Genomic DNA, 26,200 nt, shown 5'->3' on the forward strand with positions numbered 1-26,200 from the left:
TAAAAAAACCCACCGTAGTGGGTTTTTAGTATTTTTAGAAAGGGCTTAGCTCATGCCAAGCTTTTTCTCTAGGTAATGAATGTTGGCACCACCGTGTTGGAAGTTCTCATCATTCATAATCGATTCTTGAAGTGTGATATTAGTTTTAATACCTTCCACAATCATCTCACCCAGTGCGTTCTTCATACGAGCAATGGCAACATCGCGGTTCTCACCAAAAGTGATTAGCTTACCGATCATTGAGTCGTAGTGAGGAGGCACAGTGTAGCCAGTGTAGATATGAGATTCCCAACGTACACCCATACCACCTGGCGCGTGGAAACGCGTGATAGTACCTGGACATGGTAAGAAACGCTCAGGATCTTCCGCATTGATACGACACTCGATAGCGTGGCCACGAAGTTTGATGTCATCTTGAGTGAAAGACAGTGGCTGACCTGCAGCAACACGAAGCTGCTCTTTGATTAGGTCTACACCTGTTACCATCTCTGTTACTGGGTGCTCTACCTGAATACGAGTGTTCATTTCGATGAAGTAGAACTCACCGTTTTCGTATAGGAATTCGAACGTACCTGCACCGCGGTAACCAATTTCAATACATGCACGAGTACAACGCTCACCGATGTACTTACGCATTTCTTCTGTAATGCCTGGAGCTGGAGCTTCTTCCACTACTTTTTGGTGACGACGCTGCATAGAACAGTCGCGCTCACCTAGGTGAATTGCGCCACCTTGGCCATCAGCAATCACTTGAACTTCAACGTGACGTGGATTTTCTAGGAATTTCTCCATGTAAACCATATCATTGTTGAAAGCGGCTTTTGCTTCTGCACGTGTCATAGCGATAGCTTCAATAAGCTCACCTTCGCTACGAACGACACGCATACCACGACCACCGCCGCCACCAGAGGCTTTGATGATGACTGGGTAACCAATGCGCTTAGCGTGCGCTTTGTTCTTCGTTTCGTCGTCGTCTAAAGGACCATCAGAACCAGGAACGCAAGGAACACCTGCTTTCTTCATTGAGTTGATTGCCGAAACTTTGTCACCCATCAGGCGAATCGTTTCTGCTTTAGGACCAACAAAAATGAAACCACTACGCTCTACTTGTTCAGCAAAGTCAGCGTTCTCAGATAGGAAACCATAACCTGGGTGGATAGCAACGGCACCAGTCACTTCCGCGGCACTAATGATGCGTGGGATATTTAGGTAGCTATCGATACCGCGTGCAGGACCAATACAAATGGTTTCGTCTGCTAGTAGCACGTGCTTAAGATCGCGGTCAGCCGTTGAGTGAACAGCAACCGTTTTGATACCTAGCTCTTTACATGCTCGCAGAATACGTAGTGCAATTTCACCACGGTTCGCGATTACTAATTTATCTAACATAATGAGCGCTCTCTATTATTCGATAATTACTAGAGCTTGATCGAACTCAACAGGTTGGCCATCTTCAACAAGGATTGCTGCAATCACACCAGACTTGTCTGCTTCGATTTGGTTCATCATTTTCATCGCTTCAACGATACATAGAGTATCGCCAGCGTTAACTTGTTGGCCTACTTTTACAAATGGTTTCGCATCTGGGCTTGGAGCGCTGTAGAACGTACCAACCATTGGAGAAAGAACTTGGTGACCAGCTGGGGCTGCTGGTTCGTCTCCTGATGCCGCTGGCGCTGCTGCAGGTGCTGCTGCAGGTGCTGGCGCTGCTGCTGGAGCAGGTGCAGCAGCATATTGAACTGGTGCTGGTGCTGCACTTACCGGACTGTTGCGGCTGATACGTACCGATTCTTCACCTTCAGAAATTTCTAGCTCTGCAATGCCAGATTCTTCTACAAGTTCAATTAGCTTTTTAATTTTACGAATATCCATGTTTCTTTCTCTTTATCTTGTGAGTAAGACGGCCTCAAATATTGAGCCGTAGAGTATTTGGTTATTTTGCTTTCAGGGCTTTAATGGCAGCTGAAAGCGCAAATTCATAGCCTTGCGAACCCAATCCGCAGATAACACCTTGGGCAACATCAGACAAATAAGAATGATGACGGAATGTTTCTCGGGCATGAACGTTAGATAAGTGCACTTCAATAAATGGGATTGAAACACCCAGTAATGCATCACGTAGTGCAACACTCGTGTGCGTAAAAGCAGCAGGGTTAATAATGATAAAATCAGTATTACCATGCGCAGCATGGATGGCTTCAATCAGTTCATATTCACGATTTGACTGGAGATGGGACAATTCAATATCCGCAAGTGATGCTTGATCAGTTAAGTTATCAACGATTTGCGCTAGTGTTTCATTTCCATAATGACCAGGTTCTCTTAGACCTAAGAGGTTAAGATTTGGTCCATTTAAAACTAGAATTCGTGACTTTGCTGCCATAATGTCGCCATCTTCGGTTAACGTGAAATAAACGTGATTTATTTCAAGTCTACATAAAAAAACGAGGGTATGAAAAGCTCATAACCATCATATTTTTAAAAATTGACCAAGATTATAGCTAATTCACAGCATTTAGCAGCAATTTACTGGTCTAATCACCTCTTGTCTGTCAGAAAAATTGCAACACAGAGCACATTTTGACGTCACCTTGATAAATCCTGATACAAAAAAACCGCCCGAAAAGCGGGCGGTTTGTTGATTAAGTGTCAAATAAGTTAAGCAAGTTCGGCTTTTTCTGCAATCAGCTTATCTACGACGCTTGGATCTGCCAAGGTCGAGGTATCACCAAGGTTGCTAGTATCACCAGTCGCAATTTTGCGTAGGATACGGCGCATGATTTTACCTGAACGAGTCTTAGGTAACGAGTCAGTCCAATGAAGTACATCTGGTGTAGCGATTGGGCCAATCTCTTTTCTCACCCAATCTTTCACTTCTTTATGCAGCTCTGCCGATGGGAATTCACCGTCATTAAGAGTGATATAAGCGTAAATTGCCTGACCTTTAATATCGTGTGGGATACCAACAATGGCCGCTTCAGCAATTTTATCGAAGGCAACCAAGGCGGATTCAATTTCGGCGGTTCCCATGCGGTGGCCTGAGACGTTCAGCACATCATCAACACGACCAGTAATCCAGTAATAGCCATCTTCGTCGCGACGAGCACCATCACCAGTAAAGTACATGCCTTTAAATGTAGAGAAATAAGTTTGCTCAAAGCGGTCATGGTCACCATAAACTGTACGCATCTGACCTGGCCATGAATCAAGAATGACAAGGTTACCTTCGGTGGCACCGTCAATAACATTGCCCATGTTGTCTACCAGAGCAGGTTGAACACCAAAGAATGGACGTGTCGCTGAGCCAGGTTTAAGTTCGGTTGCCCCTGGTAATGGGGTAATAAGAATGCCACCCGTCTCAGTTTGCCACCATGTGTCGACGATTGGTGATTTCTCATTGCCGATGGTCTTGTAATACCACTCCCAGGCTTCTGGGTTAATAGGTTCACCAACTGAGCCCATAATGCGCAGACTATCGCGAGTCGTGCCTTTGACGGCTTCATCACCTTTAGCCATTAATGCGCGGATTGCTGTTGGAGCGGTATAAAGGATATTAACCTGATGCTTATCAACCACTTCACTCATACGACTTGTGTCAGGGTAGTTTGGTACACCTTCAAACAGAATCGTTTTAGCCCCGTTTGCCAGTGGTCCATAAACCAAATAAGTATGGCCAGTGATCCAACCTACATCAGCGGTACACCAGAAGGTTTCACCTGGTTGATAATCGAAGACGTATTTAAAGGTCATGGTGGCGTACACGAGATAACCACCAGTAGTATGAAGTACACCTTTTGGCTTACCAGTAGAGCCAGAGGTGTATAGAATAAACAGCGGGTCTTCCGCTTTCATCTCTTCTGGAGGACAAACGTCAGAAGCTTGCGCTGTCGCTTCATGCCACCAAACGTCGCGGTGCTCGTGCCATTCGACATCGCCTCCGGTGCGCTTTAACACCATCACTTTGCTAATGGTTTTTACATCTGGATTGGTCAGTGCTTCATCGACATTTTTCTTAAGTGGAACTGCACGTCCACCACGTACTCCTTCGTCCGCCGTAATAACGACTTTGGCATCGGAGTCGATAATGCGTCCAGAGAGTGCTTCAGGCGAGAAACCACCAAATACCACCGTATGAACTGCACCAATACGAGTACAAGCTAACATAGCGATGGCGGCTTCTGGCACCATTGGCATATAGAGGCAGACGACATCGCCTTTGTGAACTCCTTGAGCTTTTAATGCATTAGAGAACTTACACACTTCTTTATGAAGCTCATTGAAAGTTAGAGTCTTGTCATCTTCTGGGTTGTCGCCTTCCCAAATAATGGCAACCTCATCACCTTTATCCGCTAAGTGACGATCGATACAGTTGGCAGATACGTTCAGGGTGCCATCTTCAAACCAACGAATATCAACGTGTCCAGTGTCGAATGAGGTTTGCTTTACTTTGGTAAATGGCTTAATCCAATCAACGATTTTTCCATGCTCACCCCAGAAGGCTTCAGGATCGCTGACGGATTGTTGGTACATGGATAGGTAAGTGTCGTCATCCGCGTGAGTGTTTGTTTTAATATTTTCTTTTACCGGATAAACATGAACTTCACTCATTGCTTCTCTCCTTGTGAATTGAGCTTTTTTGACTAGGGCTGAACTAGATCGTGTATTAACTCTCGGCTAGATTGCGGTATTCAGCAATTAGACTTTAGGCTTAGTATAGGAAAAACAAACAAAATTAATGACTTACAAGCCTGCGTTAATGAGAGCTAAGTCGCATTCTGACCGATTAACATAATTAGCTCTGTGGGCGAAAGGGTGGAAGTGAGCCTCGAGTCAGCTTGAGATAGACCATGGCGGCGGCTTTAGCGTCTTCCAATGCATCATGTTTGTGATAATTAGGAATCTGCAAATGTCGACAGATTGCCTCCAAACTTAGATCGAAGTAACCATTGGGAAGCAGCTTGAGTAGTTTATCATTGTAGATCTGACTAACTTCAATGAGCTCATTGGGTAGGGGGAACCCAAGGTGTTTTTTAGCTGCGCGATCAAGAATCTTCTTATCATAACGGATGTGATAGCCTACCAAAGGTCGATTACCAATAAAGTTCAGCAGTGCTGACATCGCTTGTTTTTCGCTAATGCCGTGTTTGAGCTCATCGTGAGTAATATGGTGAATCTTCACCGAGTCTTCTCCTAGAGATTTGGGTGCAGATAAACGCACTTCAAATGGGTCACTAGTGATTATTCGGTTATCAATAATTTTAGTTGCGGCGATGGTGACAATCTCTGCCACACTTGGGTCTAAGCTTGTCGTCTCACAATCCAAGGACACATACTCATTGTGTTTGGGGCGAGCAAACAAGTGCCGATGTGGCGAGTGGCGCAAATGATAGCGCCAATAGGCTCTTGAGATAATATTCATGGTACTGCCTTGTTCCGCTGAAATTAGTGACGTATTTGGTAGTGATATCCCAGCCACTGTTTAAATTTTTTCACGACATGGAATCCATGTCGTAGTAAGTCTCGCTCTGGTCTCTCTAAATCATTAAGTTGAATGGCATTGCTAATATCGTGATGAGATAGCTGCTGCTGCAGTCTGAGTTTAAAGAAATGCTTGAGCGCTTCGGCCAAATTTTCTGCGGTGGAGGTTTCTAATACTCGCTTACTGACCAGTTGTTCGATGCGATCAAAGGTGTTGGTTTCGTTGATACCATACTCAAGACTGATGGCGCGCACCCCATGAACTATTGGGAAGATACCGCCTTGTTTAAGATCCACACCTTGTTTTGATGACTTAACATTGCCAAACAAAGTCAGAGGCACTGCAAAGTTGAGGGCTGGGCGAGTGAATTCGGTAAGGATTGCTTCTTGACCTTCCATCTGCTGTTGCAAATGTTGCCTAACTGGTGTTAACAATTCAGCGTTTCCTGCGACAGCTCTGGCGTCGGCCAGAATCGCGATTTCCATGACACTTTCACTACTAGCGCTACTCACGAGTTGTTCTATGCGCTGTTTCCATTCGCTGGTGGTGTTGACCCAATGAGCATTGCTGACCATCACATTGCCAGGGCAAAGTGGGTAACCTAGCCTGGCTAGTGTATGGTTTAACTCCTTGAGCGCGCTGTCTTTATTAGGCCAATCAATACCATCTTCTAAGATAAGCGCGTTATCTTGGTCAGTTTTTAGAATCTGTTCTCCACGACCTTCTGAGCCCATGACGATAAGACAGCAGTGACCGTGCATCGCAGGTGGCAGAATAAGCTCAAACGCGCGCTCAATGATTTGCTCGTTGATAGCAGAAACCAGTTCCATCATAAATCGAGTTCGGATTCCGTTAGTCACGAGACTATCTACCAGTTGCTGCTGTCGATTAGATGCTAACGCCAACTCATCAACATTGTTGGCTCTGGCGATACTGAGTGACAGCACATGCGAGTGTGTAGAGAAAGCACTGAGGATTTGAGTCATATCGAGCATGCCCACCGCTTTCTTCCCTTCGCATACCATTAGTCGCTTTACCCGTTGTCGAGTCATAGTCACCATGGCATTGAAAAGGAACTCTTCTTTGTCGACTTGGTGGACTGGAAAAGTAGCAATCTCACTGATTGGAGTGGTATTAGGTAGGTTTTCTAGCACGACGGCATGGAGCATATTGGTGCGAGTGACTATGCCGTAAGGCAGGGTATTAGGGTGGCGCTGCTGCGTGTCAGTATCCAGATTCAGTTCAATTAATGCGGCGTCGACACCATGATTGAGCAGCTGCTTAGTAACGTCAGTAATGGTTAAGTCTGGCCCTAGAATTAAAGGAGGGTGGTAGATGTCTTCGTCGACTTTGGTCAATATGAACTCAGCAAGGTTTTGTTGCTTCTGTGCTTCTTCTATCAACTGCTGACGGGTAGCCAAACTGGTATCAAAGTAGGCCGCAAACTGCCCGTTACTATGATAAAGAGATAAGAATACCTCTTTAGGTAACAAGTAAACTAAGGTGTCCTCTAAAGCGACATAATTGTGTTTCACGCTATCGCCCAGTAATGCACGGACGTCGAAGAGATCATCATAGGTATAGTGGGCAAATACTTCTTGGTTGTGTTCATCGCGCTCTTCGACAGAGCCTTTAATAATAATATGTAAACTGTCGCTGGGTGACCCGGCACGCAGCATGACGTCCTTATCTCGAAAGTACGCGACATCTAAGGCTGTTCTTAGCTGATTTTGTTGCTGTTCGGTGAGTCTGTCGAAAGGAGGTGACGACATATTGAATTTATCAGGCATAAAAACGAGCTCCGTAACCGTGGCTATGCTGATAGTCTGGCAAAATTAACGACAAGCTCCAGACGACTTTAGTCGAATATTGGCCACGTAATATTTAGGGCATTTTGATATGGGGAAATTCATTTCTATAAACAATTCCCTTTTTTGCAAACGTTTCGCATTGCATAATGGGCGCGATCTTATTTAGAGCGTCTCTTCGCTCTCTTTCCTGTCGTTGTTTTAGGTTGCTGCTATGTTGAGTCCATCCCCATTTGCTTGGGTATCCCAATATTTATTTGGTTTCTTTTTTGCCTACGGTGTTTATCTGCCTTTTTGGGCGTTATGGTTTGAAGATCAAGGGGTATCTGCAGCTGATGTCGGTATGTTGATGGGATTAGGCTTTGCGACTCGCTGCGTTGCAAACCTATTGATTACCCCGCGAATTCACAAAGCAGAAAGTCTGTTACCAGCACTACGCTGGGCAACGTTAGCGTGCACCATTTTTGTCGCTGCTCACCTAGCAGCAGGCCCAAGTTTTATGATGCTAGCCTTGGTCACAGTTCTGTTTAACCTCAGCTTTGGCCCGGTTGTGCCTTTATCCGATGCTATGGCTAACCACTATGCGAATCGCAGTATGTTGGATTATGGCCGTACCCGACTTTGGGGCTCTATTGCCTTTATAGCGGGTTCTTCTGTGGTAGGTTATTTAGCCTCACAGTTTGGCCCGAATATGATTGTTTACACTGCGATTGCGGGTTTCGTGTTCTCGATGCTGTTGGTGATGCGTAGTCCAGCGACTATGCCAGTTTCTCAACATGAAGATGATGCGGTTAGGCCAAAGCTGACATTACTGTTAAAAGATTGGTCGGTGATACGCTTTTTGGTGCTTATTGCGCTTATTCAGGGAAGCCATGCGGCTTATTACAGCTTTAGCTCTATTTATTGGAAGGAAGCAGGGCATCCAGAAAGCCTAATCGGCTATTTGTGGAGCCTAGGTGTGGTATCGGAAGTGCTATTGTTCGCTTTCAGTAAGAAATGGTTTGCAGGATGGTCGCTACGCACTCTGTTTGTTATTTCTTCTGTTGGTGTCATGGTTCGTTGGGGTTTGACGGCTTCAACGACCGCCGTTGGGGCACTTGTCGTTATCCAGTTACTGCATGGTGTGACGTTCGCGATCGCTCATATTGCTGCCATTCGATATATCCAAAAGTCTGATGCTAACAAGATGGTGGCATTGCAGGCCCTGTATAACGCCATCCCATTGGGTGCATTTATTGCGTTGATGATGGCCGTCAGTGGCTGGGGCTACGAACTGTGGGGAGCCAACGTTTTCTGGGGGATGGCGGCGATGGGCTTCCTCGCACTGTTTATTAAAGTTGAGCCGAAAAACAAAGGTGTGCGAGATATCAACGAAAATTCTCAGCCTGAGCCACAGAATTGAGGCTGAACATTTGTGAAAATTAGTGATAGCCCTTTAAATAATAGTTAAGGAATTTAAAGGGATATCACAACATGCAAGGATGGGTAGTCGTCCCCGTTTCACTGGCGTATTTGGGGATTTTGTTTCTTATTGCGTGGTATGGAGACAGACAAAAGAAATGGTTGTCTAACTGGCGACCTTGGGTGTATAGCCTGTCTATTGCTGTGTATTGTACTTCGTGGACCTTTTACGGAACCGTTGGTCAAGCTAGCTCAAATCCTTGGGCATTCCTACCCATTTATATCGCCCCCATTATCGTCTTCACATTAGGCTGGCGTGTTATTGCTCGCCTTATTTTGATAGCAAAGCGCGAACACATTACTTCAATCGCGGATTTTATTGCCGCACGATATGGCAAGTCTCAAGGCTTAGCGGTAGTGGTGACGCTGATTGCAGTAGCCGGCATCTTGCCTTACATAGCATTACAGCTTCGCGGTATTACGATGGGATTGGATGTCGTCGCACCGAATCTAGCGGATGAACTGGGTTATCAAGATAATCATATTTCGTGGTTTGTTGTTGGTGCGCTAGCAATTTTTACCATGCTGTTCGGCACTCGCCATATCGATAATACCGAGCACCATCGCGGCATGATGATGGCTGTTGCTTTTGAATCAATCATCAAACTGGTAGCGTTCCTCGTTGTTGGCTTTTTCATTCTTTACTTGGCATGGCAGCGCCCAGATATCCATCTTGGTGAACTGGCATCGAATACCTATCAATCCCCTAATATTCCTACCTTGCTAATTCATACCGGCCTGACCATGATGGCGATCGTGTGTCTGCCGCGTCAGTTCCACACGATTGTAGTGGAGAATGAGCGCGCCCAAGATTTACATACTGCAAGGTGGTTGTTCCCCGCGTATTTGGTTCTGATGGGGATATTTGTGTTGCCAATTGCTTGGGTAGGACAAGGCTTATTGATGGGAACATCTCCAGATACCTTCGTCATCAGTATTCCTAAATTTGCAGAGGCGAACAACATCGCCTTATTGGCGTTTTTAGGAGGCACATCTGCCGCCAGTGGTATGGTGATTGTGTCTACCATTGCATTGGCAATTATGGTGTCGAATGATCTGGTGATGCCATTATTGCTGCGCCGAATTAAACTGGCGCACCGCTCACACCGTCATTTATCCGGTCTGCTGCTTATAATTCGTCGAGCACTCATTTGCTTGCTGTTGTTTGGCGCTTGGGCGTTTTATCAGGCGCTGGACACAATACACTCGCTATCGGCGATTGGCTTTTTGTCATTTTCGGCTATTACCCAGTTTGCACCTGCTTTGATAGGGGGGATGTATTGGCGTCTTGGCAATCGAAAAGGGGTGTATGTCGGACTGTTTGTTGGATTCGCCATTTGGCTGATCACCCTGATGAGTGAAACCGGGCTTTTAGCTGGCGATGCGACCAATAACTTACTTTTACGAGTGATTACGCCGCCCGATATTCTCTCATCTCTGCATATTGAAAGCTCTGACTGGGGCATGCTGATTAGCGTCGTGTTGAATGCTATTTGCTTTGTAGTGATTTCACTGGCCACTCGTTCAAGCCTAACAGAAAGACTGCAATCGGCTTCGTTTGTTGGTACGCCACTTCCTGAAAGTGAGAATCTCAGCTTATATCAAAGCCGAGTCACAGTGGCTGAACTGGAGATGCTTGCTTCTCGGTTTGTTGGCAGAACCAGAGTCAGAAGTGCATTTCGACAGTTTTGGAAGCAGCAGGAAAAGCAGCCTTTACCCAATCAGCAAGCCTCAGCAGAGCTAATTCGTCATACCGAACGTGTTTTAGCTGGGGTGTTTGGTGCGTCATCGGCCAAATTGGTGTTAACGTCGGCCTTGCAGGGACGAAATATGCAGCTTGAGGAAGTGGCAACCATTGTTGATGAAGCGTCGGAGCTTTATCATTTTAGTCGTGGCTTGTTGCAAGGGGCAATTGAACATATTGGACAAGGCATAGCGGTAGTAGACAAACAGCTTCGGTTGGTAGCGTGGAACCGTCGATACCTCGAGCTATTCAGCTTTCCTGCTGGTTTAATCCAAGTTGGCAGACCCATTGCTGATGTCATTCGTCACAATGCACAACAAGGCTTATGTGGGCCAGGTGATCCTAATGAGCATGTTCGCAAACGCATCCATTATCTAGAGCAAGGCTCTCCTCATACGTCGTCTCGAGTGCGTCCCGATGGTAGCGTGATCGAAGTTCAAGGTAACCCTATGCCCGGCGGCGGCTTTGTTATGAGCTTTACTGACATTACGGTATTTAGAGAAGCAGAAAGTGCCCTACGTGATGCGAATGAACGGCTTGAAGAGCGGGTGATTGAACGAACGCAAGAGCTCGAACAGCTCAACAAACGATTGGTGTTTGCCACCAAAAAGTCGGAATCAGAATCGCAATCAAAAATGCGTTTTCTAGCTGCGGTGAGCCATGACTTAATGCAGCCGCTAAATGCAGCTCGTTTATTTGCCTCTTCTTTATCGGAGGCAAGCAAGGATGATGAAACACGCCAACTCTCTTCTCATATCGAGAGTGCATTGGGAGCCGCAGAGGAGTTGATTGGCGATTTGCTGGATATTTCACGCCTTGAATCTGGGAAGTTGCAGACTAACGTGCGCGGGTTTCAACTGTCGGAAGTCTTTAACAACCTGAAAGCGGAATTTAGTGCTATCTCTATTGGTCAACAGATCGATTTCTCGGTCGTCTCTTCCTCGCTCATCGTAAAGTCTGATCCAAAATTGCTGCGCCGCGTGTTACAGAACTTCCTCACTAATGCGTTTCGTTATAACCCAGAAGGTAAGGTGCTGTTAGGTGCAAGAAGAGTTAACGGGCGAGTAAGAATTGATGTCTGGGATGATGGCATTGGTATTCCTGAAGACAAGCAAAAAGAGATTTTTAATGAGTTTACTCGGGTAGATCAAGCACGCGCAGATCAAGGCCTTGGGCTAGGGCTTGCGATATCACGTGGTATTGCAAGAGTGCTTAATCACCAGATATCGATGCGCTCGTGGCCGGATAGAGGAAGCGTCTTCTCGATAACTCTGGATGTGGCGACTGAAGTGGCTCCTGCTGCCGACAAAGCCAAATTGGCGCCAGATGCGGGGCTAAGTCATCTCAAAGTGCTATGCGTGGATAACGAACCCGACATTTTAGTCGGGATGCAAACCTTACTAGCTCGGTGGGGTTGTGATGTTCGTACCGCATTGGATCTGGTTGCTAGTCTTAAGCACTTAGAAGAGGGGTGGGAGCCTGATGTCATTCTATCGGATTACCGGTTAGACAATGGACGTACTGGGCTGGAAGTGCTTCAACAGTTTAGGTTACGTATCGGTGATTCATTTAATGGCGTTATTATTAGTGCCGATAGAACAGACTCAATGCTTGAAGGCATTAAGTCGAATGGATTCAAGTTTATTGCTAAACCTGTCAAACCATTAAAGTTGAGGGCTATATTAAGTCAATAAAATGTCAGAGAAAATGTAATTGTTATGGTTATGTTTTCTCTTTTTCTATGTCTTTACTAAATATGTTGTTGTCTTTACCTTCGTTGACAGACTCTTTACAAATGACTCGGTAATCTAGACACCACTCACAGAGAGTCAGCCAACAATAAAAAGGTGAATACATGAAAAAACTACTAACCATCACATCATTAGTTTTAGTTTCTGGAAGTGTGTTCGCAGGAAGCGACTTAGGCAATACGGAAATTAGAACATCAGCTTTCGACTCGAAGCAACAAGCTTATGAAGCTGGGTACGACCTAGTTAAAGACCTAAAAGCAATGCCACATGGCGAACTTGCTCACGAGTTAAAACTCAATGGCCATGATACGGGATTTAATAGTATTGAACTAAATGACACAGAAATTGTGGTTCAGGAATTTGCGGAAAAACAAGGTGTTATTAAATACCGTGCTATTGTTGACGTAAATTATCAATATGACGCGAAAGATAGTTAATATCACGACGGTCTTTATATATCGAGATACGTTAATCTGAATTGGTTATCTGACCGTAGAAACAGTAGCAAACTATTTTGCTAATGATAATACACATCATTTTGCGTTGTATTGTCACTACTGTTGGGTTGCTTAACTTTTAGTAAGTATGCACCGTAAGTAAGTTGGAGTCCGTTGAAGTACTTGGCTTAACACCAACATATTTGTATGTACGGTGAGGGGATATCCCCAAAAGGAAACAATGAGGTGAAATCATGAAAAAACTAGCATTTATTACAGCATCATTAGTTATGTCTACTGCCGCTATGGCAACTACTACGAGTTTGGTAGGTGATGCCGATTTCCGTACAGAAGGTTTTAACACTAAAGAGCAAGCGTATGAAGCTGGCTTCAAAATGGTAAACGATTTGAAATCTACCCCTTCTACCGATTTAGTGTATAAGCTTCGTGTCAACGAAAATGACCTTCTGCGTAATTCTATTGAGGTCCAAGATGCTCAAGTTACTGTCGAGGAGTTCGCTGAGAATAGCGGCAACGTCATGTATCGTGCGGTGATCGATGTCGATTACTCTTATAAAGAGCGCTCATAAGTTCGGCGTTGAACGAGAAAGCCACCGCAATTGCGGTGGCTTTTTAGTTTTAGCGTTTTAGCGCTATATTAGTGGTCGTGTGCTGCGCCCGCACCTTTCGGATAGCGGATTGACTCAACCATATCTTGTACTTCTTTCGGCACTTCAGCGGTGAACTTGTTAACGATGATAGAAACCGTGAAGTTCAAACACATACCTAGAGTACCGATACCTTCTGGGCTGATTCCAAATAACCAATTATCTGGTGTATTTGCTGCTGGGTTTATAAACTTGAAGTAGATGATGTAAGCCGCAGTGAACAAGATACCTGAAAGCATACCTGCGATCGCACCTTCTTTATTCATCTTCTTATAGAAGATACCTAGGATAATCGCAGGGAAGAAGGAAGCCGCTGCTAAGCCGAAGGCGAATGCTACTACCTGAGCTACGAACCCTGGTGGGTTGATACCTAGGTAACCTGCACCTATTACGGCGAGTGCGGCGCCTATCCGGGCATACATCAATTCTTGCTTATCGGTCATGTCGGGCTTAAACCCTTTCTTGAGCAAGTCGTGCGAGACGGCTGTTGAGATAACAAGCAGTAGACCTGCTGCGGTAGAAAGTGCGGCGGCAAGACCACCAGCAGCCAGCAATGCAACTACCCAGTTTGGTAATTGAGCAAGCTCTGGAGAAGCCAGTACGATGATGTCACGGTTAATTTTCATCTCATTGCGTTCGTCGCCTGAGTAGAACATTCTGCCGTCACCGTTCTTATCTTCCCAACCTACTAGACCAGTGCTTTCCCAGTTTTTGTACCAGCTTGGTGCTTCAGCTGCTGCGACACCTTTCATGTCTGGACCGTTGATTGTGTCAATCATGTTAACGCGAGCGAAGGCTGCTACTGCAGGCGCAGTGGTATAAAGTAGCGAGATAAAGACAAGTGCCCAACCTGCTGAGATACGTGCATCTTTTACGCGAGGTACTGTGAAAAAGCGAATAATAACGTGAGGTAGACCCGCAGTACCGACCATTAGAGCTGCACAGATAAAGAAGACGTCGACCATACTCTTCGAGCCATCAGTATAAGCGGTAAAGCCAAGCTCTTGAGTCAAGCCATCAAGTTTATCAAGTAAGTAGGTTTCAGAGCCCGAGATAGTTGAGCCAAAGCCCACTTGTGGGAAGACTGAGCCTGTCATCATGAGTGAAGTAAACACGGCTGGTACTAAGAATGCAAAGATTAACACACAGTATTGCGCCACCTGAGTATACGTGATGCCTTTCATCCCACCCATTACCGCGTAGAAGAAGACGATCGCCATACCGATAACGATACCAAGGTTAATATCTACCTCTAGGAATCGAGAGAATACAACACCAACGCCACGCATCTGTCCAGCCACGTAAGTGAAAGAAACGAAAATTGCGCAGAATACTGCTACCATACGTGCCGTTTTAGAGTAGTAACGATCACCGATAAAGTCAGGCACGGTAAATTTGCCGAACTTACGTAGGTATGGTGCTAGACATAGAGCAAGTAGAACATAACCACCTGTCCAACCCATTAGATACACCGCACCATCGTAACCGATGAATGAGATAATACCTGCCATTGAGATAAATGATGCGGCCGACATCCAGTCAGCTGCCGTAGCCATACCGTTCGCTACAGGGTGAACACCACCGCCAGCGACATAAAATTCACTTGTTGAACCTGCGCGTGCCCAAATCGCGATACCGATATAGAGCGCGAAGGTAATACCAACAAGAATAAACGTCCAAGTTTGAATATCCATTAGTGTGCCTCTTAGTCTTCCTGTACGTTATATTTCTTGTCGAGAGCGTTCATGCGAGCGACATAAACAAAAATCAGTGCAACAAAGGTGTAGATTGAACCTTGTTGTGCAAACCAGAAGCCCAGTTTAAATCCGCCAAACTGAATAGCGTTAAGTGCGTCAACAAACAGGATTCCTGCGCCGTAAGATACGATGAACCAAACGGCTAATAGGGATCCCATGATTCCTAGATTTTCCTTCCAATAGGCTTGAGCTTGTTCTGATGATTCGAACGCCATGGCCTTCTCCTTCTGTGTGGTGTTAACGTATTGTTACGTTTTATAAGGTAGCAGGCTAAAGGCGATAACTCAGTGCAACTTTAGTCGACAGAAGAAAATGATTAAGCATATACAAAACAAAGCTTTGCTGAATTTCGGTATGAAAAGTGTGATGTTAATTTGATGTTAAATTAGCCAAAGGTCTAACGTTTATCGATAAGATTGGAAATAAAAGTAGTTGAATGAGGTAGGAATTTATTGCAAATACTGCATGAAATCCCCTTCAGAGCGCATAGTAACTAGCTCTAAAGGGAGTAGTGAAGCGAGTTGAGGAGCGGAAAGAGCTAGCTGTCGGATTCCATTTGCTGCAATAGAATCACCGCTTGAGTACGATTCTTTACACCAAGTTTTCTAAATATCGCCGTCATATGTGCTTTGATTGTAGCTTCAGAGACATTCAAATCATAAGCAATTTGCTTGTTCAGTAAACCATCAGACAACATGCCTAATACTTTGTATTGTTGTGGAGTAAGTGTCGCCAGCTTTTCCGCAAGGTCGTTGTTCTCAGCACTATCAATCAAAAGCTCAGCAGGGAAATAAGGTTCTCCGTTCAACACCTGATTCAAAGCATTAATCAGTTCACGCATGTCACTGGATTTAGGAATAAAACCAAAAGCGCCATGCGTTTTAGCTTGAGACACGATACTGGGCTCTTCACTAGCAGAGATAACGACGACCGGAATATCCGGATAGTCAGCTCGTAGGTGAATCAGTCCGGACATGCCATTGGCTCCTGGCATTTTAAGATCAAGCAAGATCAAATCTGGTTCATCATTCTTGGCAAGCAATCCAAGTAGCGAATCCAAGGAATCAGCTTCTAATAGATTGGCACCACTTATCGCCATGTGCACTGATTGGAAAAGTGCATTCCTAAAGAGTGGGTGATCATCAGCGATAATAATGGTGTAGCTGGGTTCCATAACATCTCAACTTTTTACGAAAGTGTTAATTTATATTATTAATTCAGACGGCTCTTTGAACAAATGAATCAATGCAAAACTCTGATGAGAATCGAATTTTTATTGTCTATCATGGGCTCAAAGTAGCAATCAGCTGGTTTTTACGAAGATGTTGCAAAAAATCTTCAGCAGGAACAAAGCCTGTAAGACGAGCGCTGGACACCGCATTGCCTTTTGCATCCCAAAATTCAATCGTAGGGAGTCCAAGCACATCCATCTGTTTAAGCAACTCAATATCTTGAGGTTGGTTTTTAGTGACGTCGGCTTGAAGTAACACAAACTGAGACAACACGGGCTCAACCGAGGCATCATGGAAGGTGTACTTCTCGAACTCTTTACACGCCACACACCAGTCGGCATAGAAGTCCAGCATAACGGGTTTTCCGGCTTGTTTTGCTTTGGTGAGTTCCGCATTGAGCTCTTGCACATTACTAATCTGAATAAAACTGACAGTGACTTCGCTGCTCACATTATTGCTGGTGGAGCCAAACCAATGGTTCAACAAAGGTTGTGCTGAAGCAAATAAACCTAGGATGGCCAGTATCCCAACACAGCTTTGTTTCCAACCGCCGAAGGGCAGTGCGTTTTTCTGATGATAAAGCCAACCAAAGGCAGAGATGCCCAGTACTGACCAAAGCACGGTACTCCAAAACTCAGGCAGTAGTCTTTCAAGTAGAAAGATTGGCGCTGCGAGTAAGACAAAACCAAACAGTATTTTAACTCGTTCCATCCAATTACCCGCTTTAGGCAGCAGTTTATTTCCAAATACCGCGGCAGCCATAAGAGGGATACCCATACCTAGGGCAAGAGCATAAAGCGCAATACCGCCAGTCAGTAAATCTCCACTTTGTGCTACATACAACAACGCTCCTGATAACGGAGCCGTAGTACAAGGAGAACAGACTAAACCTGAGATAGCTCCCATGGCGAAAACACCAAATAAGTTGCCACCTTGCTGCTTATTGCTGAGATTATTGAGCCAAGTTTGCAGTCCGCTTGGGAGCTGTAGGGTATACAAACCAAACATAGATAATGATAACGCGACAAACAAAGTACTGAGGCCGATCAACACATACGGATGCTGCATCGCGGCTTGAAACTGCATACCAGCAGAGGCGACGACTAGTCCCAGTAGTGTGTAAGTTAACGCCATACCTTGTACATATACGAGAGATAATACCAGTGCTTGTTTATGGCTGCGTTTACCACCGCCCAATACAATGCTGGTTAGGATAGGGTACATAGGTAGCACACAAGGCGTGAATGCGAGCCCTATGCCTAATAGTAAAAATAATGCAGGTGTCCACCAGTTTTGAGCCAGTTTATCAGTCAGTTCACTATCTCGAGTTTTCGAGGGTGTGGCGTTAGCAGTATCCGCAGCTGTTGTTTTAACGACATTCGCGTTATCGAGAGGAGTTGCACTGTCAAAGTCGAATGGACTGATGTCTATGACACGTGTTTCTGGTGGATAACAGAAGCCTGCTTTTGCACAGCCTTGGTACTGCACAATGAGCTTGGCTCCAGTCTGATATTGACTCAATGGTACTTCGACAAAAAGGGGTTCTGTGTATATATTGACGTCACCAAAAAATTCATCTTTATACGGTGTTCCGTCTTCCATCTTGATGCTGCCAATAGCGACATTTTCACCACTGATTGCAATGCGCTCTTGATAGAGGTAATAGTCCTCTTTGACCTGCCAATCGATGAACACTTTATTACCTTGTTGGTAGAAGTTCATAGGGAAAGCTTCATCAACAGGGACAAAAGTATTGGCGGTATTTGGAGCGAAAGCTGGTGCATTATTGGAGTTGCCAAATAGCGCCCAGCTCGGGGTAGAGAAGGCAATAGCGAAAAGTAAGATGAACGGAGACAATATTCGGTACATACAAGCCAAGTAAACGCGATCGTGAATAAGTTGAGGTTATATTAACTTAGGACAGGAAGATAGGCTGTTTTGTTTCAACTCAGACAAAAAAAGAGCCGCGTATCAACGCAGCTCTCATTTTTTAGAATAGCCTAAGGTTAGCCAATCAAAATGCCGCCAAAGGCAAAGCCTAGTGCGACTGCTGTTGCGATAGTTGCAACACCAGGAATGAAGAATGGGTGGTTAAAGACTAGATTACCGATTCTCGTTGAACCTGTGTCATCCATTTCTACCGCCGCCAATAAGGTTGGGTACGTTGGAAGAACGAATAGTGCACTAACCGCTGCAAATGAGGCAACCGCTGTGAGAGGAGCAACTCCAATCGCCAATGCTGCTGGCATAAGTGCAACTGTCGTTGCACCTTGAGAATAAAGCAGCATAGAAGCAAAGAACAGTACTAGGGCTAGCATCCATGGGTAGTCAGCAAGTAGCGCGCCTGCAAATTCTTTGATGCCGTCCACGTGTGCGTTAACGAATGTTGAGCCTAACCATGCAACACCTAGTACGCACACACATGCTGTCATGCCCGAGCGGAAGGTGGCTGCTGAAGGAATTTTAGACGCATCGATCTTAGTGGTTAGCGTGATGATGGCTGCCGCTGCTAACATCACCGTCATAATTGCTTCGTTACGTCCAAGTGCAGGGTCTTCAATCAAACCAATAGAGCCAGAGATAGCCGCTGCGTAACAAACAACGAAGGCAATCGCACCTAGGAAGATGTAGGTTGCTTTCTTCGCTGTCGGTAGGATCTCACGTTTTTGAGCAGTGTTTAGTTTGATAAGACCTTGAGCCAAGCGCTCTTGATAAACCGGATCATCTTTAAGCTCGCTACCCATAAAGTTGGCAACAAACGCACCGACCATACAAGCGATAAAGGTGGTTGGGATACAAACCGCAAGAAGTGTTAAGTAATCAACGCCCATTGGCGCTAGCATAGCTGCAAAAGCGACAACTGCGGCTGAGATTGGAGACGCTGTAATTGCGATTTGGGAAGCGACAACGGCGATTGAAAGCGGGCGAGATGGACGAACGCCCTGACCTTTTGCCACTTCGGCAATTACAGGTAGTGTAGAGAACGCGGTATGACCTGTACCAGCCATGAGTGTCATCAAGAAAGTTACAATTGGAGCGTAAAAGGTAATCCTTTCTGGATGTTTGCGAAGAAAATCTTCAGCAACTTGTACTAACCAGTCCATGCCACCAGCAACTTGCATTGCGGCAATCGCAGTAATGACCGACATGATAATTAGAATAACATCCACCGGGATGTAAGCTTGGCTTGTCGGTACGCCTAAGACTAAAGATAGGGCAATAACACCCGCACCACCCGCTAAACCAATTCCAATACCGCCTATACGTGCACCTAAATAGATAAATAGCAGTACGACGGCCAGTTCTATAGCAACCATAGCAATTCCTCGCATTATATCTTTGGGTCATTTGTGTAAATGACGGAAGATATTTGTTTATGTCGTGTTATTTGAATTTTATAAAGTCTTTAATTTGGCAAAGTAACAACTAAAAAGGCTCCCCAAAAGGAGAGCCTTAACTGCAGTATTACTCGTAGCGTTTCGCTTTATACTGAGGTTTCATCAGATTGTCTACTGAGAATATGTCATCGAGCTCTTCTTCTGAAAGTAGCCCTCTCTCAAGCACTACTTCACGAACACTCTTACCAGTTTCAGCACAAATCTTACCCACAATGTCGCCTTCGTGGTGACCAATATAAGGATTGAGGTAAGTCACAATACCAATAGAGTTAAAGACATAGCCCTCACAGATTTCTTTATTAACGGTGATGCCATCTACACATTTATCACGAAGGTTAATGCAGGCATTCTTCAGAATATCGAGAGACTCAAACATGCTTTGTGCAATGACTGGCTCCATCACGTTAAGCTGAAGCTGTCCACCCTCTGCTGCAAATGAGATAGTGTTGTCATTACCAAGTACTTTGAAGCACACTTGGTTAACCACCTCAGGCACTACAGGGTTTACTTTAGCTGGCATAATGGATGAACCAGCTTGAAGCTCAGGTAGGTTCAGCTCGTTCAAGCCTGTACGTGGGCCTGAAGACAACAAACGAAGATCATTACAGATCTTAGATAGCTTAACCGCCAAACGTTTTAGAGCGCCGTGTGTCATTACGTAAGCGCCACAGTCTGACGTTGCTTCAATCAAATCTTCAGCTGGAACACATTCTAGTCCTGTGACTTCAGTTAGGTGTTTAACGGCTAACTCTTGATAACCTTCAGCAGCGTTTAGGCCTGTACCGATGGCTGTTGCGCCTAGGTTTACTTCAAGCAGTAACTTGGAGGTGTAGTCTAGGTTACGAATTTCTTCGTTCAAAGTGACAGCCCAAGCATGGAATTCTTGGCCCACAGTCATAGGAACGGCATCTTGTAGCTGGGTACGGCCCATTTTTAGAATCGTAGAGAACTCTTGGCTCTTGTCTTCAAATGAACCTTTTAGATACTCGATAGCATCAATGAGTTTACGAACACTGTTGTAAACCGCGATGCGGAACCCTGTTGGGTACGCACAGTTGGTAGACTGGCTCTTATTTACATGGTCATTAGGGTTGATGAACTCATATTGACCCTTTTCTTTACCCATCAGCTCTAGCGCAACGTTAGCAATGACTTCGTTGGTGTTCATGTTGACAGAAGTGCCTGCGCCGCCTTGGAACACGTCAGATGGGAATTGGTCCATGCACTTGCCAGTTTCCAAAATAACATCACATGCTTGAATGATGAATTGCGCGATGTCTTTTGGAATGACGCCTAGTTCTCTGTTGGCTAATGCGGCTGCTTTCTTGGTCATTACCATACCGCGAACAAAGTCGGGTACATCAGAAATGGTAACGTTGGAGATATTAAAGTTTTCGATAGCGCGCAGCGTGTGAATGCCATAATAAGCATCCGCCGGGACATGACGTTGGCCTAATAGATCTTCTTCAATACGAGTGGCTTGAGTTGCTACAGGATTAGCGTGTGTGGTTGTAGCCATATTTTGGATCCTTAGATTATTGTTCTGCGTTGATTACAGTATATTTGCCAAATCTGTTTTAAGAATCCATTCGCCAGAATAATTGGCTAGTTATTACGTCCTGACTTATGGGGTACATATTACTCAAAGTAGCACATAAAAATAGTATCCAGATCACCTTTTTCACCGAAAGTTTGCACAACGTTGCGTAACGAGTCGGAGATGCGATAACCATCAAAAAAATTCATGAATTTATTGTTCAAATTTATACTTTGTAAAACTAAATCTGTGCTTTAAGCAGGTGAAACTGAGCATTTTATTTGTGGTTTGGTTCTAGGTCAGCGTAAACTGACATCAAACCAAGGAGGACGTTGTGTTTCCGATATTATTATTACTGTTTATTTTTGTACCAATTATCGAAATTGGGTTGTTTATTCAAGTCGGTGGTTTCCTAGGATTGTGGCCAACAATCGGGTTAGTTTTACTAACGGCTTTTGTGGGTGCGTCTTTAGTAAGAAGCCAAGGTTTGCAAACGCTAATGTCGGTGCAAACGCGACTTCAGCAAGGTGAAATGCCTGCACAACAAATTGTTGAAGGTGTCATGCTAGCGGTATCGGGTGTCCTATTGCTTACCCCTGGCTTTATGACGGATGCACTTGGCATGTTAGTCCTATTACCGGCACCGCGTGCGGCGATAGCGAAATATTTGATGAGTAAAATGGTAGTGAAAACCATGTCTAACGGAGGGTTTCACCAAGGCGGCTTCCAAGGTCATGATCCTTTCCAACAAAATCCTTTCGACAAGCACCAAGATGGCAATACTTTTGAAGGTGAATACGAGCGTAAGGATGACGATGATCGTAATAAGTTAAACTAACGTGATATTCAAACGTTTCAAGCTCACCAAGCGTCGTTGGAACAACATATTAATTATCGCCATCTCGGCGTTTATGTTGTTGATGGCGGCGCCAAATCTCATTAAGCAGTATCTTATTGAGCAAGATGTCGAGCCTCAGGTTTTAACTGGGTTGGTGCTAGATCCAAATGCCAGTCCAATTGAAATCAACTACGCAGGCATACAGTTTTATCTTGATGACGAGACTTGGCATGCCATTCCTGAAAAATGGACGTCAGACGCAGCTAGTGTCATTCAGCGTTGGCGAGCCATTCAGGGGACACCTGTAGATGAGAAGACCTACGCCAAACTAAAACCTGTATTGGAAAACCCAATGACGGTCGAGGTGTGGTATCAAGAGAAAGAAGAGCCTCAACGTATTACGGCCTATCAGCTTGAAAAATTCTGGCTGCTGAATACCTACGATGAAAATTGGGTTGCAGTCAGCTTTGAAGCCAGTAGTCTAATACCTACCGAATCCAATCAATAAAGGGCTCTTATGCCAGAGTTACCTGAAGTAGAAGTGTCTCGTCTTGGGATCAGTCCACACTTATTGGATGAGACCATTAAAGAAATTGTGGTACGCCAAAGACAATTGCGCTGGTTGATCCCACAAGAAATTCATCAGTTACATGGGCAAGCGATCACGTCGATTCGTCGTCGAGCTAAATATTTGCTGATAGACACTGACAAAGGAACGGCAATTGTTCACCTTGGTATGTCGGGAAGTTTACGTGTTCTTGAGAACCCACCTGAAGCGGAGAAACACGATCACGTTGATTTGGTTTTGAGTAACGGTAAAGTGATGCGTTACAACGATCCACGTCGCTTTGGAGCTTGGCTTTGGTGTGCGCCTGGAGAATCTCATGAACTCCTAGCGAACTGTGGTCCTGAGCCATTGACTGAAGAGTTTTGTGCCGATTGGATGTCGGAGAAAGCAAGAAACAAACGTGTGGCGGTAAAAACCTTCATTATGAACAACGCCAATGTTGTGGGGGTAGGCAATATATACGCTTGTGAGTCATTGTTTAGCGCTGGAATACACCCAACAACACCTGCTTATAAAGTGACTTTGACTCAGTGGCAGTTACTCGTTTCAGAAATAAAGCGTGTTTTAGCACAAGCGATCACTCAAGGTGGTACGACGTTAAAAGATTTTTCTCAATCGGATGGTAAGCCAGGATACTTTGCTCAAGAGTTGCAAGTCTATGGACGAGCTAACGAACCTTGCCATCAGTGCGGAGAACCAATAGAACAAATGAAAATCGGGCAGAGAAACACGTTTTTTTGCTCCCATTGTCAGCAGTAATCTTGTGTCTTGTATTCAAACAAAAGCGCTTGCCGAGGCAAGCGCTTTTGTTTTTGATTGATGCTTGGTGACTAGATATTGTCGTAGATACGAACACCATCACGTTGGGTTTCGAGAAGGTATAAGTTCCACATATACTGTTCAGGTTTATCTCGTAGCAAATCTTCAATCGCTTTATTCATCGCTCGTGCATCTTGCTCTTCATCACCCGTAGGGAAGTTATCGATAGCAGGCAGAATATGCACTTCGTATTTGCTGGTTTTGTCGTTATAGGCAGGCAGGACGGGCACTACTTTTGCTCGCGATAATCTAGACATTTTGCCAAAGCCTTTTAATGTGGCTTTTTCTGTGGCAAAGAAAGGCACAAATACTGAGTTTTGTGGGCCATGGTCCTCATCAGGCAGCCAATATCCGATATACCCATCTTTGATAGAGCGCACGAATGGTTTCACTCCAGCACTACGAGCAAAGATACGACCACCATATTGCATACGCTGAACATGCATCAGCCAGTCACCAATAGGGTTGTTTTGTGGCTTCATGATCGTTGCGACTTTGTAACCTTGCGCAGCGAGCATCACCGCCGGGTAATCAACAGCCCATGCGTGTGGTGCTAAGATAATCACATTCTCACCAGCATCTAATAAAGGCATCAGATTTTCTTCACCGATCATAACGCCACGCTGCTGGTTGTGTTTAGTTGAGCGAATCAAAAACTCTGAATACCCCAACAAGTATTGACCTGCTTTAGCAAACGTCTCTTCGACAATATGCTGGATCTCTTGCTCGGACTTTTCTGGAAAACACTTTTGTAGATTGAGGCGAGTACGCCTGACTACACGACCATTTTTGCCGACGATAATACCAGAGATGTATCGGGCAAATTTATCGCGTGGTTTAGCGGGTACAAAAGCCAGTAAAACAGCAAAGAGAATACCGAGCCAAGTTCCCCAGTGTTTTGGGTGTAAGAATGCCCATTGGAATGTAGGATTGTAGAGGTTCTTATCTACGTGTTGTTGATTACTCATTCATTACCTTTGAGCTTATTGATACCTTGAGTCTGTAAGAGTTTTATCTGGCAGCGATTTGAACCGTTTGTGCATCCACAACCATTGCTCTGGCGCACGTAGGATAATTTGCTCAACATACTTATTCATGTAAGCGGCTGCGGCAGTCTCATCTTTCTTAGGGTAGTCGCCTTCTATGGATTCAGCCGCGATGATTTCATATTTGCCTTCGCTAGTTCTAAACCCTGACCCAGGAACAATGGCACACTTACTGGTGTAAGCTAGAATACTGGTTCCTGTTGTTGTGCAGGCGTCTTTGACCGCAAATAGTGGAACAAACACTGACTTATTGTGACCATAATCCTGATCAGGTAAATAGAACAAACGATGGCCTTGACGCATAACGCGGATCATCGATTTTAGGTCAGTTCGATAGATCAGTTTATTACCATTACGTGTTCTTCCACGGTATTGAATGAACTCATACGCAGGGTTACTGTGAGGACGATAAGCTCCGTAACCAGGAAGCCCTAATACTGCGAAAGCTCGAGCGGTAATTTCGAGATTTAACGCATGTACACAACACAGCAGTACACCTTTACCTTCAGCTTCATGCTTTTCAAGTGCACTGATATCTTTTGCAACCAAAATACGCTTGAAGCGCCATGTTGGCCAAAACCAAGTAATTCCTGTTTCAATCAGAGCCATACCGGAGTTTTTAAAGTTCTCTTCAACAAAACGATCAAGCTCTTGCTCATTCATCTCAGGAAAAGCGAGCTCAAGGTTTCGCCGAGCGACTTTCGCTCTTTTCTTGCCATAGCGCATCCCAAATTTGCCCAAACCTCGGCCTAACTTGAAGAGGAGTGAATAAGGAAGCAAATTTACAATCAGCGCCAGTAGACCAAACCCGAACCATACTCCCCAATATTTAGGATGAAGTAACGACAAGGTAAAGTCTGGCTTTTTATCTGTTTTCATTCGGTTTACTGCAATTGTAGTTTGAGTAACGCCCAGTATTCATCAAATGTGGACGTTGGCGTGTATTTAAAGTCAGAGCGAACAAAGCGGTTTAAGCTACCTTCAACTTGACCAAGCAGTTGTGCTGCTAGAATTTTATCATCAACAGGGAAGCTTTTACCTTCGCGAATTTTGCGCTCACGAAGGATTTGACGCAAAGATGTCTCAATTCTTTCATAAAGCTGATTAATTCGGTCGCGTAATCGTTCATTCTCAAACATTAGAGCATGACCAGAAAGAATGCGACTTAATCCTGGGTTGCGTTCGGAGAAAACGAGTATCAATTGAAGTACCAGACGAATACGTGTCAGTGTGTCTTTTTCTTCATCGAGAATGCGGTTAATTCGAGACATTAAAGATTCTTCAATAAACTCGATAAGCCCTTCGAACATACGGGCTTTGCTGGGAAAATGACGATAGAGGGCTGCTTCAGACACCCCAACTTGCTTGGCAAGCTTTGCGGTGGTGATGCGAGATGTTCCTTCATTAGACTCAAGCATTTGAGCGAGTGCTTGAAGGATTTCCTCTTTTCTATTCGACTTTTTCGTAGCGGACATAAATCCTTTTCCTTTTGATTACTGCATGCCAATTTCAGCACGATATCGCCCATAAGTAGATCTGTTAGTGTACCTAAGCGGCTTATAACTACACAGTTCAACGTGGTAAATGGTTGAACTGTGTAACAATCTCTGTTTTGGAGAGTACATTAACGGAAAGGCACTCTGTGATAAGCAGTTTG

General features: G+C 44.8%; 22 protein-coding genes. 7 read left to right on the forward strand and 15 right to left on the reverse strand.

Features of this window, described 5'->3' with window-relative positions:
• Window positions 1-45: 45 nt before the first annotated feature.
• The 6 genes from accC to MMA19_RS22490 all read right to left on the reverse strand — a co-directional run bounded on the left by accC (window position 46) and on the right by MMA19_RS22490 (window position 7,269).
• Complete coding sequence (gene accC / locus MMA19_RS22465; RefSeq protein ID WP_038223863.1) at window positions 46-1,389, reverse strand: acetyl-CoA carboxylase biotin carboxylase subunit; 1,344 nt, start codon at window positions 1,387-1,389, stop codon at window positions 46-48.
• Window positions 1,390-1,404: 15 nt separating this feature from the next.
• The gene (accB, locus tag MMA19_RS22470; RefSeq protein WP_240207288.1) at window positions 1,405-1,872 is read right to left on the reverse strand and encodes an acetyl-CoA carboxylase biotin carboxyl carrier protein; all 468 of its coding nucleotides are present in this window, start codon (window positions 1,870-1,872) and stop codon (window positions 1,405-1,407) included.
• 61 nt (window positions 1,873-1,933) lie between these two features.
• A complete protein-coding gene (gene aroQ / locus MMA19_RS22475) occupies window positions 1,934-2,383 on the reverse strand; it encodes a type II 3-dehydroquinate dehydratase (RefSeq protein ID WP_006073432.1) in 450 nt (149 codons plus the stop codon).
• Between the two features lie 275 nt (window positions 2,384-2,658).
• Entirely contained in the window at window positions 2,659-4,608 is a 1,950-nt protein-coding gene (gene acs / locus MMA19_RS22480) for an acetate--CoA ligase (protein ID WP_006073433.1), read from the reverse strand.
• A gap of 184 nt (window positions 4,609-4,792) precedes the next feature.
• The gene (locus MMA19_RS22485; protein ID WP_038222766.1) at window positions 4,793-5,419 is read right to left on the reverse strand and encodes a 3'-5' exonuclease; all 627 of its coding nucleotides are present in this window, start codon (window positions 5,417-5,419) and stop codon (window positions 4,793-4,795) included.
• A 23-nt stretch (window positions 5,420-5,442) separates the two neighbouring features.
• Complete coding sequence (locus tag MMA19_RS22490; protein WP_240207289.1) at window positions 5,443-7,269, reverse strand: putative nucleotidyltransferase substrate binding domain-containing protein; 1,827 nt, start codon at window positions 7,267-7,269, stop codon at window positions 5,443-5,445.
• 232 nt (window positions 7,270-7,501) lie between these two features.
• Between MMA19_RS22490 and MMA19_RS22495 the strand changes: the two genes are divergently transcribed.
• From MMA19_RS22495 to MMA19_RS22510, 4 genes are all read left to right on the forward strand, one after another.
• The gene (locus MMA19_RS22495) at window positions 7,502-8,689 is read left to right on the forward strand and encodes a 3-phenylpropionate MFS transporter (RefSeq protein WP_240207290.1); all 1,188 of its coding nucleotides are present in this window, start codon (window positions 7,502-7,504) and stop codon (window positions 8,687-8,689) included.
• 71 nt (window positions 8,690-8,760) lie between these two features.
• Entirely contained in the window at window positions 8,761-12,186 is a 3,426-nt protein-coding gene (locus MMA19_RS22500) for a PAS-domain containing protein (RefSeq protein WP_124940526.1), read from the forward strand.
• 161 nt (window positions 12,187-12,347) lie between these two features.
• A complete protein-coding gene (locus tag MMA19_RS22505; protein WP_031493355.1) occupies window positions 12,348-12,680 on the forward strand; it encodes a DUF3316 domain-containing protein in 333 nt (110 codons plus the stop codon).
• A 254-nt stretch (window positions 12,681-12,934) separates the two neighbouring features.
• Entirely contained in the window at window positions 12,935-13,270 is a 336-nt protein-coding gene (locus MMA19_RS22510) for a DUF3316 domain-containing protein (protein ID WP_031493356.1), read from the forward strand.
• Window positions 13,271-13,338: 68 nt separating this feature from the next.
• Here MMA19_RS22510 and MMA19_RS22515 read toward each other — a convergent pair whose 3' ends face one another.
• The 6 genes from MMA19_RS22515 to aspA form a co-directional block, all read right to left on the reverse strand.
• A complete protein-coding gene (locus MMA19_RS22515; protein WP_240207291.1) occupies window positions 13,339-15,042 on the reverse strand; it encodes a sodium:solute symporter family protein in 1,704 nt (567 codons plus the stop codon).
• 11 nt (window positions 15,043-15,053) lie between these two features.
• Window positions 15,054-15,320, reverse strand: a complete 267-nt coding sequence (locus tag MMA19_RS22520; RefSeq protein ID WP_006075415.1) for a DUF4212 domain-containing protein — start codon at window positions 15,318-15,320, stop codon at window positions 15,054-15,056.
• A 323-nt stretch (window positions 15,321-15,643) separates the two neighbouring features.
• On the reverse strand, window positions 15,644-16,279 hold the full coding sequence (locus MMA19_RS22525) for a response regulator transcription factor (protein ID WP_038223850.1): 636 nt from the start codon (window positions 16,277-16,279) through the stop codon (window positions 15,644-15,646).
• A gap of 109 nt (window positions 16,280-16,388) precedes the next feature.
• On the reverse strand, window positions 16,389-18,206 hold the full coding sequence (locus MMA19_RS22530) for a protein-disulfide reductase DsbD (RefSeq protein ID WP_240207292.1): 1,818 nt from the start codon (window positions 18,204-18,206) through the stop codon (window positions 16,389-16,391).
• A gap of 137 nt (window positions 18,207-18,343) precedes the next feature.
• Entirely contained in the window at window positions 18,344-19,654 is a 1,311-nt protein-coding gene (locus MMA19_RS22535) for an anaerobic C4-dicarboxylate transporter (protein ID WP_038223846.1), read from the reverse strand.
• Window positions 19,655-19,802: 148 nt separating this feature from the next.
• A complete protein-coding gene (aspA, locus tag MMA19_RS22540; protein WP_006075419.1) occupies window positions 19,803-21,254 on the reverse strand; it encodes an aspartate ammonia-lyase in 1,452 nt (483 codons plus the stop codon).
• A gap of 352 nt (window positions 21,255-21,606) precedes the next feature.
• Here aspA and MMA19_RS22545 point away from each other — a divergent pair, with 352 nt between their 5' ends.
• Genes MMA19_RS22545 through mutM form a run of 3 tightly spaced genes read left to right on the forward strand, consistent with a single transcriptional unit; the run spans window position 21,607 to window position 23,437 of the window.
• Window positions 21,607-22,110: an FxsA family protein gene (locus MMA19_RS22545; protein WP_031493359.1), complete on the forward strand. Its 504-nt coding sequence runs from the start codon at window positions 21,607-21,609 to the stop codon at window positions 22,108-22,110.
• 1 nt (window position 22,111) lies between these two features.
• The gene (locus MMA19_RS22550) at window positions 22,112-22,618 is read left to right on the forward strand and encodes a hypothetical protein (protein WP_051647213.1); all 507 of its coding nucleotides are present in this window, start codon (window positions 22,112-22,114) and stop codon (window positions 22,616-22,618) included.
• A gap of 9 nt (window positions 22,619-22,627) precedes the next feature.
• On the forward strand, window positions 22,628-23,437 hold the full coding sequence (gene mutM, locus MMA19_RS22555) for a bifunctional DNA-formamidopyrimidine glycosylase/DNA-(apurinic or apyrimidinic site) lyase (protein WP_006075423.1): 810 nt from the start codon (window positions 22,628-22,630) through the stop codon (window positions 23,435-23,437).
• A gap of 71 nt (window positions 23,438-23,508) precedes the next feature.
• Here the strand turns inward: mutM and lpxM are convergent, their stop codons facing one another.
• From lpxM to slmA, 3 genes are read right to left on the reverse strand one after another with little or no spacing between them, the layout of a single operon-like run.
• Complete coding sequence (gene lpxM / locus MMA19_RS22560; protein ID WP_031496962.1) at window positions 23,509-24,465, reverse strand: lauroyl-Kdo(2)-lipid IV(A) myristoyltransferase; 957 nt, start codon at window positions 24,463-24,465, stop codon at window positions 23,509-23,511.
• Between the two features lie 15 nt (window positions 24,466-24,480).
• On the reverse strand, window positions 24,481-25,422 hold the full coding sequence (locus tag MMA19_RS22565; protein ID WP_031496960.1) for a Kdo(2)-lipid IV(A) acyltransferase: 942 nt from the start codon (window positions 25,420-25,422) through the stop codon (window positions 24,481-24,483).
• 5 nt (window positions 25,423-25,427) lie between these two features.
• Entirely contained in the window at window positions 25,428-26,018 is a 591-nt protein-coding gene (slmA, locus tag MMA19_RS22570) for a nucleoid occlusion factor SlmA (RefSeq protein WP_006075426.1), read from the reverse strand.
• Window positions 26,019-26,200 lie beyond the last annotated feature (182 nt).

Source organism: Vibrio sp. CyArs1 (genome assembly GCF_022432925.1).
Lineage (GTDB): Bacteria > Pseudomonadota > Gammaproteobacteria > Enterobacterales > Vibrionaceae > Vibrio > Vibrio mediterranei.

Coding starts and splice junctions, on each gene's coding strand:
- accC (WP_038223863.1), bottom strand. CDS start 1,389: ATGTTAGATAAATTAGTAATCGCGAACCGTGGTGAAATTGCACTACGT.
- accB (WP_240207288.1), bottom strand. CDS start 1,872: ATGGATATTCGTAAAATTAAAAAGCTAATTGAACTTGTAGAAGAATCT.
- aroQ (WP_006073432.1), bottom strand. CDS start 2,383: ATGGCAGCAAAGTCACGAATTCTAGTTTTAAATGGACCAAATCTTAAC.
- acs (WP_006073433.1), bottom strand. CDS start 4,608: ATGAGTGAAGTTCATGTTTATCCGGTAAAAGAAAATATTAAAACAAAC.
- MMA19_RS22485 (WP_038222766.1), bottom strand. CDS start 5,419: ATGAATATTATCTCAAGAGCCTATTGGCGCTATCATTTGCGCCACTCG.
- MMA19_RS22490 (WP_240207289.1), bottom strand. CDS start 7,269: ATGCCTGATAAATTCAATATGTCGTCACCTCCTTTCGACAGACTCACC.
- MMA19_RS22495 (WP_240207290.1), top strand. CDS start 7,502: ATGTTGAGTCCATCCCCATTTGCTTGGGTATCCCAATATTTATTTGGT.
- MMA19_RS22500 (WP_124940526.1), top strand. CDS start 8,761: ATGCAAGGATGGGTAGTCGTCCCCGTTTCACTGGCGTATTTGGGGATT.
- MMA19_RS22505 (WP_031493355.1), top strand. CDS start 12,348: ATGAAAAAACTACTAACCATCACATCATTAGTTTTAGTTTCTGGAAGT.
- MMA19_RS22510 (WP_031493356.1), top strand. CDS start 12,935: ATGAAAAAACTAGCATTTATTACAGCATCATTAGTTATGTCTACTGCC.
- MMA19_RS22515 (WP_240207291.1), bottom strand. CDS start 15,042: ATGGATATTCAAACTTGGACGTTTATTCTTGTTGGTATTACCTTCGCG.
- MMA19_RS22520 (WP_006075415.1), bottom strand. CDS start 15,320: ATGGCGTTCGAATCATCAGAACAAGCTCAAGCCTATTGGAAGGAAAAT.
- MMA19_RS22525 (WP_038223850.1), bottom strand. CDS start 16,279: ATGGAACCCAGCTACACCATTATTATCGCTGATGATCACCCACTCTTT.
- MMA19_RS22530 (WP_240207292.1), bottom strand. CDS start 18,206: ATGTACCGAATATTGTCTCCGTTCATCTTACTTTTCGCTATTGCCTTC.
- MMA19_RS22535 (WP_038223846.1), bottom strand. CDS start 19,654: ATGGTTGCTATAGAACTGGCCGTCGTACTGCTATTTATCTATTTAGGT.
- aspA (WP_006075419.1), bottom strand. CDS start 21,254: ATGGCTACAACCACACACGCTAATCCTGTAGCAACTCAAGCCACTCGT.
- mutM (WP_006075423.1), top strand. CDS start 22,628: ATGCCAGAGTTACCTGAAGTAGAAGTGTCTCGTCTTGGGATCAGTCCA.
- lpxM (WP_031496962.1), bottom strand. CDS start 24,465: ATGAGTAATCAACAACACGTAGATAAGAACCTCTACAATCCTACATTC.
- MMA19_RS22565 (WP_031496960.1), bottom strand. CDS start 25,422: ATGAAAACAGATAAAAAGCCAGACTTTACCTTGTCGTTACTTCATCCT.
- slmA (WP_006075426.1), bottom strand. CDS start 26,018: ATGTCCGCTACGAAAAAGTCGAATAGAAAAGAGGAAATCCTTCAAGCA.